This is a genomic window from Rhodococcus sp. EPR-147 (genome assembly GCF_001647185.1).
In the GTDB taxonomy this organism is placed as follows: Bacteria; Actinomycetota; Actinomycetes; order Mycobacteriales; family Mycobacteriaceae; genus Rhodococcoides.
Genome location: NZ_LVCU01000541.1, coordinates 1 through 10,050, shown reverse-complemented (window position 1 = coordinate 10,050; position 10,050 = coordinate 1). Strand labels below are relative to the sequence as shown.

The following is a 10,050-nucleotide window of genomic DNA, read 5'->3' as shown; positions in this document are numbered from 1 at the left end:
TCAGACGTACATGGCGGTCATGACCCAGAACGGTACGCTGGGATTCCTCGGCGACGCCGCCTCCGCCCTGGGATCACCACTGCTGACGGCACTCATCCTGTGCTACGCGGTGGCCATCATCTCGGCGTTCGGATCGTCGATCGGCACCATCGGTATCGCCCTCCCACTCGCTGCACCCATGCTCGCCGCCGGCGAGCTGGGAGCCATCGGATTCGTTGCTGCCATTGCATTCTCGGCGACGGTGGTGGACGTGAGCCCGTTCTCCACCAACGGCGTGATGGTCCTGGCCGAGGCACGAGTGGACGACAAAGCCCGATTCCAGCGAAAGATGTTGGGTTACTGCGGACTCGTCGTTCTCCTCGCTCCGCCGACCGTATGGTTGCTGACGGTGGTCGGGCCTTCGATGACCTGATTCGAGAGCCTCTTCGGCCCCTGCCTCGACGCGGACGTGCTCAGTCGCGCGTTCGTCGATAGGCAGGGGCCTTCGGCGTTCTCTCGGCCTCGGCGGTGTTCAGCAACGGCATCGCTCGAAACTCGACCAGTTCCGAGAGCACGACCACACTGGTGGACCGTGCGATCGTACGAGACTGGTTGAGCACGATCAGAGTTCGCTGCAGATCGTCGTGCGAGGCGGCCGCGACCCGGCACAGTACGTCGCCGGCACCGGTCGTTGCGAATGCTTCCAACACCCCGGGTATTTGCTCCAGAACAGCGACGACGTCACCGAGAGCGCCCTGGGCGATCTCCAACGTCACGAACGCCTGAACGCCGTAACCTGCTGCAGCCAAGCCGATTCGAGGTTGATACCCCCTGATGACACCGGTGTCCTCCAGTCGCTGCAGACGGGCCGACACAGTGGCACGCGCAACGCCGAGCGTCCGCGACAGCTCGAGCACGCCGATCCTCGAATTGTCATGCAGCGCAGCGAGCATCGCCCGGTCCAACTCGTCCAATGTGGATTCCATCGCGCACCTCCAGTTTTCTGTACGAATTGTATAGCACGCCGCGCATTCTCCTGGCCCATCTGTACAGCTCAGATAGCAGAAGTTCGGTCGATTGACACCTCTCACCGGCAATGTTTGAGTCATCAGGACAGTTCGCTCAGCTCGAACCGAAGGCGGCCGATCCCCTCGTCGCCGCGCCCGAGCCATCACACCAACCAGGGAGCCTTCATGAGCCTCGACAGCATCCTCAATGACGACGAAAGATTGGCCGATCTCGATGCAGATCAGCTTCGACAGCTCGTCGGCCTTGTCGAGTACGACGACAAGAAAGATCCCTTTCCGGTCAGCGGCTGGGACGCCATCGTGTGGGTCGTCGGCAACGCGACGCAGACCGCACACTTCTTCCAGTCCGCGTTCGGCATGGAGCTCGTTGCCTACTCGGGCCCGACAACGGGCCAACGTGACCACCACGCGTACGTGCTCAAGTCCGGCGCAGTGCGTTTCGTCATCAAGGGAGCCGTCGATCCGGACAGCGATCTGGTCGCCCACCACACCCGCCACGGTGACGGCGTCGTCGACATCGCGCTGGCCGTACCGGATGTGGATCGATGCATCGAACATGCGCGGGCCCAGGGCGCTCGGGTACTGCAAGAGCCGACCGACATCTCCGACGAGCACGGCACAGTCCGCACCGCGGCCATCGCGACCTACGGCGACACCCGGCACACGTTGGTGGACCGCTCCCGCTATACGGGCACCTACCTCCCGGGCTATGTACCGCGAACGTCGACGTTGCAGCGACCGGAAGGCGCTCCCAAGCGCATCTTCCAGGCCCTCGATCACGTGGTCGGCAATGTCGAGCTCGGCAAGATGGACGAGTGGGTCGACTTCTACCACCGCGTCATGGGTTTCACGAACATGGCCGAGTTCGTCGGGGCCGATATCGCCACCGATTACTCGGCGCTGATGAGCAAGGTCGTCTCCAACGGCAATCACCGCGTGAAGTTCCCACTGAACGAGCCGGCCATCGCCAAGAAGCGTTCACAGATCGACGAGTACCTGGACTTCTACCGAGGCCCCGGAGCACAGCATCTGGCGCTCGCGACCAACGACATCCTGTCCTCGGTCGATGCCCTCCGCGCAGCGGGCGTCGAATTTCTCGCCACACCCGATTCGTACTACGAGGACCCGGAACTGCGGGCCCGTATCGGCAACGTCCGGGTACCGATCGAAGAGCTGCAGAAGCGCGGCATTCTCGTCGACCGTGACGAGGACGGGTATCTGCTGCAGATCTTCACCAAGCCACTGGTCGATCGCCCGACGGTATTCTTCGAGCTGATCGAACGCCACGGCTCACTCGGCTTCGGCATCGGTAACTTCAAGGCACTGTTCGAGGCCATCGAGCGGGAGCAGGACGCGCGCGGAAACTTCTGACTCGTGATCTGTTCGACGCCGCCCACTGTCAGCGTTCGGTGGGCGGCGTCGTGCGTCCCAGACCGCCTCGGTCCTCGTCGAAAATCAGCCATGTGCGGGTCGCCCGAACGCCGTCGAGCGATTGCAGGCCCTCCAGCACCACCAGCCGTAGGCTCTCGTTGTCGGGAGTCCTGATGAGTACCAGCACGTCGAAATCCCCTCCGAGCAAGCTGAAATGGTCGACGAACTCCATCGCCCTCAGCCCCTCGGACACGGTCCGCCACGAATCCTGACGGATGGACAACGCGATGAACGCCGAGGTTCCGAGCCCGGACGCCGCGTGATCCACCTGCACGGTGAACCGTTCGATGACACCGGAATCCTTGAGTCTGTCCACCCGCGTATAGGTATGTGCCCGCGAGAGATTCAAACGATCTGCCAGAACCCGCATCGACACCCGACCGTCCGCGCTGAGCTCGGCGAGAATGCGACGATCCGTGTCGTCCAACTCCACACGTCTCGAGACGTCGTCCATTCGTCCGCTCCTACCTGGTAGTTCCTTGCACCGATCGGACGGATTCTGGGTTCGTGCGCCGATTGGCGACCATATGTCTGCAATTCTACGACCTTCGGGCTTGTTCATCACAAAATCGGCCAGAATCGCCGTACAAGCCGATTTCAGGAGAGTGCGTCATGACGATCGTCGAGAAGATAGCGGCAACGTCCTATCAACAGTTCATGCCCGCCGACCGTCCCGTGCAGTATCTCGCGCCGGACGGGACGGGCGTGGACAGTGCCGCCCGCTACGCACACCCGTCCAACGAGCGCCTGCTCGAGATGTATCGCTCGATGGTCCACGGTCGCCGATTCGACCAGCAGGCAACAGCTTTGACCAAGCAGGGCCGTCTCGCGGTCTACCCGTCCTCGCGCGGACAGGAGGCCTGCCAGATCGCCGCAGCCCTCTGCCTGGGCGAGCAGGACTGGATGTTCCCGACGTACCGTGACTCGATGGCTCTCGCGGCGCGAGGCGTCGACCAGGTGGAGTTGCTCGGCATGCTCGCCGGCTACTGGCACTGCGGCTACGACCCGACCGCCTACAAAATCGCTCCCCAATGCACCCCACTGGCAACACAATTGCTCCACGCGACCGGCTTCGCGTACGCCGAGGCCAAGCAGGGTCGCGACACCATCGCCCTCGCCTTCTGCGGCGACGGTGCCACCAGTGAGGGCGACTTCCATGAGGCCCTCAACTTCGCCGCGGTGTTCCGGGCACCGGTCATCTTCCTGGTGCAGAACAACGGCTTCGCGATCAGCGTGCCCCTGGCACGTCAGAGTGCGGCTCCCTCGTTGTCGCACAAGGGAGTCGGCTACGGAATCGGCAGCGAGCAGGTCGATGGCAACGACCCGATTGCCATGATGGCCGTGATGGACGAGGCCGTGAAGTACGTCAGAGCAGGCAAGGGGCCGGTGGTCGTCGAGGCGCACACCTACCGCATGGACGCGCACACCAACGCCGACGATGCCACGCGCTACCGCAAGGCCGACGAGGTCGAAGGGTGGCTGGCCCGAGATCCGCTCTCGCGCCTCGATTCCTACCTCGAAGGCCAGGGGCTACTCACCGACGAGCTGCGCGAGCAGATGACGGTATCGGCCGACGCCGACGCCGCTGCGCTTCGCGCCGGCATGAACGTCGAGCAGGAAGTCGACCCCGAGGATCTGTTCCGGTTCGTCTATTCCTCCCCCACACCCGCCCTGATCGAACAACGCGATCAGGTTGCCGCCGAAATCGCTGCAGGAGAACTGTCATGACCACGATGACCATGGCCGGAGCACTGAACGCCGCCCTGCGCGACGCGTTGACCGAGGACGAGAAGGTTGTCGTGTTCGGCGAGGACGTCGGCACACTCGGCGGCGTCTTCCGCGTCACCGACGGACTGACCCGAGTCTTCGGTGACGATCGCTGCTTCGACACCCCGCTCGCCGAGTCGGGTATCGTCGGATTTGCAATCGGAATGGCGATGTCGGGTTACAAGCCCGTCGTCGAGATGCAATTCGACGCCTTCGCCTACCCGGCCTTCGAGCAGATCGTGTCTCATGTAGCCAAGCTGCGCAACAGAACTCGTGGCTCACTCACCGCGCCGATGGTCATACGCATCCCGTTCGCCGGCGGTATCGGCGGCGTCGAGCATCACTGCGACTCGTCCGAGGCCTACTACGCCCACACCCCGGGCCTGAAGGTCGTCTCACCGTCCACCGTCGCCGACGCGTACTCACTGATGCGTGACGCCATCGCGGATCCGGATCCGGTGATCTTTCTCGAACCGAAGCGGCTGTACTTCTCCAAGGACGACATCGAATTGGGAAAGACCGAGCCGATCGGCACGGCGGTCGTACGCAGAGGCGGTACCGACGTCACGCTTCTCGCCTACGGACCCACCGTGTCGGTCGCCATGCAGGCCGCGGAATTCGCGGCCGAGGACGGCCGGAGCGTCGAGGTGATCGATCTGCGATCGCTCAATCCGTTCGACGACCAGACCGTCGCGGCCTCGGTCCGTAAGACCGGACGCTGCATCGTGATTCAGGAGGCGCAGGGCTTCGCCGGCGTCGCTGCCGAGATCGCCTCACGCGTATCCGAGCGCTGCTTCCATCACCTGCACGCCCCTGTACTCCGCGTTGCCGGACTCGATATTCCCTACCCGGCACCGAAACTCGAGCACTTCCACCTGCCGTCCGCCGACCGTGTGCTCGACGCGATGGACCGGCTGCAGTGGAACGATGCTCCCGATCTCAGCAAGGCGGTCACGGTATGAGCATGCAGGTGTTCCTGCTCCCCGACCTCGGTGAGGGACTGACCGAGGCCGAGATCGTCGAGTGGAAGGTCAAGCCCGGCGACATCGTCACCATCGATCAGGTCGTCGTCGAGGTCGAAACTGCAAAAGCGTCCGTCGAGGTGCCGTGTCCCTTCGAGGGTTTGGTCGGCGAACTGCACGCCGCCGAGGGCACTTCACTGGCCGTCGGTGCTCCCCTGATCAGCATCACCGGCGGTGCTATTTCCGATACGCCTGCCGCCCATGAGCGGTACCGCGAGGAAGAACGCGCCGGCTCGGGCAATGTGCTCATCGGCTACGGCACAGGACACGGCCCGACCGGTCGTCGCAAGCGGAGTGCGGCTCCGCCGCAGCAGAGAGCGGCTGCGCCGCAGGTGAGCGGAAACTCGACCCAGGCTACGAGTTTCCACTCACATGCGCCGAAGGTGCTCTCCCCGATCGTTCGCAGCATGGCGTTGCAGGGTGGGCTGGATCTGGCGTCTATCGATGTCGCCGGCAGTCATGGAGTCATCACCCGCGCGGATGTGGAACGGGCACTGACCTCGAGCACTCCGAGTGCCGAGGGAGTCACTCGAATCCCGATCACCGGGATTCGTAAGACAATCGCAGACAAGCTCTCTCGCAGTCGTGCGGAGATTCCCGAGGCCACGGTGTGGGTCGACGTCGACGCGACGGCTCTGATGCAGGCCCGACGCGACCTCGATGCCTCCATAGACGGCGTCAAGGTGACGCTGCTGGCGGTCCTCGCCAAACTCACAATGATCGCGCTGGCCAAGTTCCCGGAGCTCAACAGCACGGTCGACACCGCTGCAGGCGAGATCCTGCGTTACGAGAACGTCGGACTCGGCATCGCCGCGCAGACCGACCGTGGACTGATGGTTCCCGTTGTGCCGCAGGCCGACAAGGCCTCTCTGAAGGAACTCTCCGAGCGGTTGGCCGAGTTGACCGAACTCGCGCGAACCGGCTCACTGCCCGCAGCTCGGCTGAGCGGCGGAACGTTCACCCTCAACAACTACGGAGTGTTCGGGGTCGACGGCTCGGCCGCGATCATCAACCACCCCGAGGCCGCGATCCTGGGCATCGGCCGCATCATCGACCGTCCCTGGGTGGTCGACGGCCAATTGGCCGTCCGCAAGGTCGCGCAGTTGTCGTTGGCGTTCGATCACCGCGTGTGCGACGGCGGAGTGGCCGGCGGGTTCCTGCGCACCGTTGCCGATTTTGTCGAGAACCCCGTCGTGGCATTGGGATCCGTCCGATGAGCGACGTGGACGTTCTCATTCTTGGTGGAGGGTCGGGCGGCTATTCGTGCGCCCTGCGGGCCGAGCAACTCGGCCTGACGGTCGCGCTGGTCGAGGAAGACAAGCTCGGTGGCACCTGTCTGCATCGCGGATGCATCCCCACCAAGGCCCTGTTGTACACCGCCGAGGTTGCCGACGCGGTGCGCGGCTCGGCGCATGTCGGCGTCACCGCATCGTTCACTGGTGTGGACATGCCCGCGGCACTGGGCTATCAGCGCAGCGTCGTCGCCGGCCTGTACGCAGGTCTGCAGGGATTGCTGAAGCGTCCGGGTATCGAAATCGTGTCCGGTCGTGGACAGGTGGTCGGTCCTCGTACCGTCGAGGTGGAGGGTCGACGCATCACCGGGGGCTCGCTGGTTCTCGCCACCGGCTCGTATTCACGCACCATCCCCGGTATCGAACTGGGGCCGCGCGTGCTCACGAGTGACGGGGCATTGTCCCTGGATCGGGTTCCGGAGTCGGTCGTCGTGCTCGGCGGCGGTGTGATCGGTATCGAGTTCGCCAGTATCTGGGCATCGTTCGGCGCGAAGGTCACCGTCGTCGAGGCGCTCGATCGCATCGTTCCCGGTGAAGACGAATGGTCCTCGAAGCAGTTGACCAAGGCATTACGCAAGCGCGGCATCGACATTCGTACCGGCACCAAGGTCGAGTCCGTCACCGAATCTCCCGACGCAGTCTCTGTGTCACTGTCGTCCGGGGACACCCTCTCGGCCGACCTCGTCCTGGTGTCCGTCGGACGCGGACCCCGCACCGACGGCCTGGGTCTGGCCGAACAGGGCATCGCCACCCAACGCGGCTTCGTCACTGTCGACGACAGTCTGCTCACCACCGCGGACGGCGTCTATGCCGTCGGCGACATCGTGGCGGGGTATCAGTTGGCTCACCGAGGATTCCAACACGGCATGTTCGTCGCCGAACACATTGCCGGCCTCGGACCGGCACTCATCGACGGTGATCTCGTTCCGCGGGTGACGTATTCGCATCCGGAGGTCGCGTCGGTGGGACTCACCGAAAGGGCCGCGGAGCAGAAGTACGGCACAGTGACCTCGGTTGTTTACGATCTCGGCGGCAACGGCAAGAGCCGCATCCTGTCCACCGCCGGCGGAGTCAAAGTGATTCGAGCCCGTGACGACGGCCCGGTTGTCGGCGTTCACCTCGTCGGTGACCGCGTGGGCGAGCTGATCGGCGAGGCACAACTCGCCGTGGCATGGGAAGCACTGCCATCTGAAGTCGGAAGTTTCGTGCATGCTCACCCCACGCAGAACGAGGCACTCGGTGAGGCGATGATGGCGCTGTCGGGACGTCCGCTGCACGCGCACAGTTGACCGCTGCCGGAACAGGTTTCGTCATGGTCGACCCGATGTCAGGTCGGGCCCGGGTCGGGTGGGGCTCGAACTGTGCACGATCAGTGTGCGCGCAGAGTCGCAGACCTGGGCCGGATCGGTGCTGAAGAAATACCTCCACTCGTTCGACGGCGAGGCTGGAGCATCGGGGTCGAGCGGGGCGGCGACCAGGGCGCAGTAGAACCGTTGGCCGATGACGGCGATGGCACCGATTCTTTCCGAGGGTTGAACCAGGTCGGCGTGGCGCACCCCATCGGTGGCAGTGAACAGTGCGCGCGGTGCGTCGAGCGCTTTGACGTACGGGTGTCGGCGCGCCAGATGCTGCAGTTTGCGCGCCATGTCTGCGCTGCACAATTCCGGTTCGCGGAACGCGACGACGATCGTCAGAGTCTAGGTGGTCGTCATCGCGAAGTCGAGCAAATGGTCGGAGATGGACGTGAGGAGCGAGATCGACGTCGTGTCGGTGGCGCGGTCGTCGAGAATGTCGGTCAACGGTCTCGTCACAGGAGGGCGTGGCTGCACAGGAAAGGAGGAGGTCGGGGATGCATCGAGGGGGCCGGGACGGCCGAGATGAAACCCTTGCCCGTAGTCGGCACCCCACGCCAAGGCCTTGTCCTTCTGTCTCTCGGTTTCGATTCCTTCGGCGATGAGTGTCACCTCGAACCGGCTCGAGTATGCGAGCACGGCGAGCAAGGTGGCGAGCTTGTCGCCGGGGAGGTCGTCGTCGAGCAACGATCTGTCGAGTTTGATCACTTCCGGTGCCAGAAGGGGCAGCAGTACCAGAGAGTCGGGGTCGGCACCGACGTCGTCGAGAGCGATGGTGACTCCGTCACGTCGGAGTCGGTCCGCCGATCTGAGCAGGCGTGCAGGGTCGGTGAGCAGGGAGCGTTCGGGGAATTCCGCAACCGGCCGAACCTGGGAGCCGCCTGCGCGGAGCAACTGGCTGAGGCGGCGGACCGAGGCCGACGAGTTCTCGGAGGACATCGCTTCGGCTTCGATGTTGACGAACAACGTACGCGGCGCGTGGTCTGCAGGGGTCGACTGTGCCGCTGTGGTGACTGCCGACTCAATGCATCTGCGGTCCAACTCGTCGACCATTCCCATGGTGCGAGCGATGTCGAAGATCTGTTCCGGCGAGGTGTCCGGAAACGCCGGCCACCGGGTGAGTGCCTCGTGCGCGACGACCAACCCGGTTCTCGAGTCGACGATCGGCTGAAAGATCGAGGTCAGTGAGCCGAAACGCTCGTCGAAGCCCCTGTCGACGCCCAATTCTCACCCCACGTTCTCGGTCCCACCGCTGCACGTACACAGAGACTTTCGTTCCCTGTGCCGCGGCACGCGGGCGCATTGTCCGTACGCGGGGCTTCGCCACAGCGGATGGACGGCGTCTGCTTAGTTCTTATCAAGCGATCCGCAGCCTGGCAATGATTGCCGCCCGTTGTTCAGTAACGTGAACCAGCCTGGTGTCGCGTCCGGCTGTGGGACGTGATCAGTGCCGCCCGTCGGCGACAATCATCCGAAAGATGCGGAGACTCAGCAATGTCAGAGCACAGAGTGTTCGATCCGTCCGAGCACGAACACGACTCGATCGTCCGTGGTCTGATCGACGATCCCGCCATCGGCGTCGTCGACACGACACCCGACCAGTTGGCCTCGCTTCGTGGGCTACTTCCCGCGATCGCCGGCGACCTCGCGGAAGAGCCACGGTGGGTGTACTACCCATGGCGGCGCTCACTGGTGCGGGTCCTCGGTCCACGCGGCTTCGATCGGCTGCGACTGGACCGCAACAGAAACAAGATCACCACCGAAGAGCAAGCTCGGTTCAGAGGTCTGCGGGTGGGAATCGTCGGGCTGAGTGTCGGTCATGCCGTCGCGCATACCCTCGCACTGGAGGGATTGTGCGGGGAGTTGCGTCTGGCCGACTTCGACGAGCTCGATCTGTCGAATCTCAACCGCGTCCCGACTTCGGTGCTCGATCTGGGCGTGAACAAAGCGGTCGTGGCAGCCCGACGAATTTCCGAGCTCGACCCCTATCTGAATGTGCAGGTCTTCGCGAACGGTGTGACGGCCGAGACGCTCGGTGGCTTCCTCGACGGACTCGATCTCGTCGTCGAGGAATGCGACTCGATCGACACCAAATTGCTGGTCCGCCACCACGCCCGCGCCCAAGGTATTCCTGTGGTGATGGAGACCAGCGACGGAGGCGTCCTCGATATCGAACGCT

General features: G+C 64.0%; 11 protein-coding genes. 7 read left to right on the top strand and 4 right to left on the bottom strand.

Annotation, left to right across the window (positions count from 1 at the left end; all coding sequences use genetic code 11):
• On the top strand, window positions 1-412 hold a 412-nt coding region (locus A2J02_RS23910; RefSeq protein ID WP_331712160.1), incomplete at its 5' end, for a Na+/H+ antiporter NhaC family protein.
• Window positions 413-452: 40 nt separating this feature from the next.
• Here the strand turns inward: A2J02_RS23910 and A2J02_RS23905 are convergent.
• Window positions 453-965 carry an Lrp/AsnC family transcriptional regulator gene (locus A2J02_RS23905; protein ID WP_068054570.1) on the bottom strand — a complete coding sequence of 171 codons (513 nt, stop codon included), beginning with the start codon at window positions 963-965 and terminating at the stop codon, window positions 453-455.
• 207 nt (window positions 966-1,172) lie between these two features.
• Between A2J02_RS23905 and hppD the strand changes: the two genes are divergently transcribed.
• Window positions 1,173-2,378 carry a 4-hydroxyphenylpyruvate dioxygenase gene (gene hppD, locus A2J02_RS23900; RefSeq protein ID WP_068054567.1) on the top strand — a complete coding sequence of 402 codons (1,206 nt, stop codon included), beginning with the start codon at window positions 1,173-1,175 and terminating at the stop codon, window positions 2,376-2,378.
• A 28-nt stretch (window positions 2,379-2,406) separates the two neighbouring features.
• Here the strand turns inward: hppD and A2J02_RS23895 are convergent, their stop codons facing one another.
• Window positions 2,407-2,892, bottom strand: a complete 486-nt coding sequence (locus A2J02_RS23895; protein ID WP_068054563.1) for an Lrp/AsnC family transcriptional regulator — start codon at window positions 2,890-2,892, stop codon at window positions 2,407-2,409.
• A 158-nt stretch (window positions 2,893-3,050) separates the two neighbouring features.
• On the opposite strand from A2J02_RS23895, the gene pdhA reads away from it, so the two are divergent.
• Genes pdhA through lpdA form a run of 4 tightly spaced genes read left to right on the top strand, consistent with a single transcriptional unit; the run spans window position 3,051 to window position 7,808 of the window.
• The gene (gene pdhA / locus A2J02_RS23890; RefSeq protein WP_068054560.1) at window positions 3,051-4,166 is read left to right on the top strand and encodes a pyruvate dehydrogenase (acetyl-transferring) E1 component subunit alpha; all 1,116 of its coding nucleotides are present in this window, start codon (window positions 3,051-3,053) and stop codon (window positions 4,164-4,166) included.
• Window positions 4,163-5,167, top strand: a complete 1,005-nt coding sequence (locus tag A2J02_RS23885; protein WP_068054557.1) for an alpha-ketoacid dehydrogenase subunit beta — start codon at window positions 4,163-4,165, stop codon at window positions 5,165-5,167. Before pdhA ends, A2J02_RS23885 begins: the two co-directional genes overlap by 4 nt.
• Window positions 5,164-6,444, top strand: a complete 1,281-nt coding sequence (locus A2J02_RS23880; protein ID WP_068054554.1) for a dihydrolipoamide acetyltransferase family protein — start codon at window positions 5,164-5,166, stop codon at window positions 6,442-6,444. Before A2J02_RS23885 ends, A2J02_RS23880 begins: the two co-directional genes overlap by 4 nt.
• The gene (lpdA, locus tag A2J02_RS23875; RefSeq protein WP_068054552.1) at window positions 6,441-7,808 is read left to right on the top strand and encodes a dihydrolipoyl dehydrogenase; all 1,368 of its coding nucleotides are present in this window, start codon (window positions 6,441-6,443) and stop codon (window positions 7,806-7,808) included. Before A2J02_RS23880 ends, lpdA begins: the two co-directional genes overlap by 4 nt.
• A gap of 21 nt (window positions 7,809-7,829) precedes the next feature.
• Here lpdA and A2J02_RS23870 read toward each other — a convergent pair whose 3' ends face one another.
• Both A2J02_RS23870 and A2J02_RS23865 read right to left on the bottom strand, forming a co-directional pair.
• Window positions 7,830-8,165 (bottom strand): hypothetical protein, encoded by a 336-nt coding sequence (locus tag A2J02_RS23870; RefSeq protein WP_068054549.1) that lies wholly within the window; start codon window positions 8,163-8,165, stop codon window positions 7,830-7,832.
• A gap of 51 nt (window positions 8,166-8,216) precedes the next feature.
• Window positions 8,217-9,095, bottom strand: coding sequence for an EAL domain-containing protein (locus A2J02_RS23865; RefSeq protein WP_068054546.1), 879 nt, complete (start codon window positions 9,093-9,095; stop codon window positions 8,217-8,219).
• 270 nt (window positions 9,096-9,365) lie between these two features.
• Between A2J02_RS23865 and A2J02_RS23860 the strand changes: the two genes are divergently transcribed.
• Window positions 9,366-10,050: ThiF family adenylyltransferase (locus A2J02_RS23860; protein ID WP_082899548.1), on the top strand; the 685-nt coding region annotated here is incomplete at its 3' end.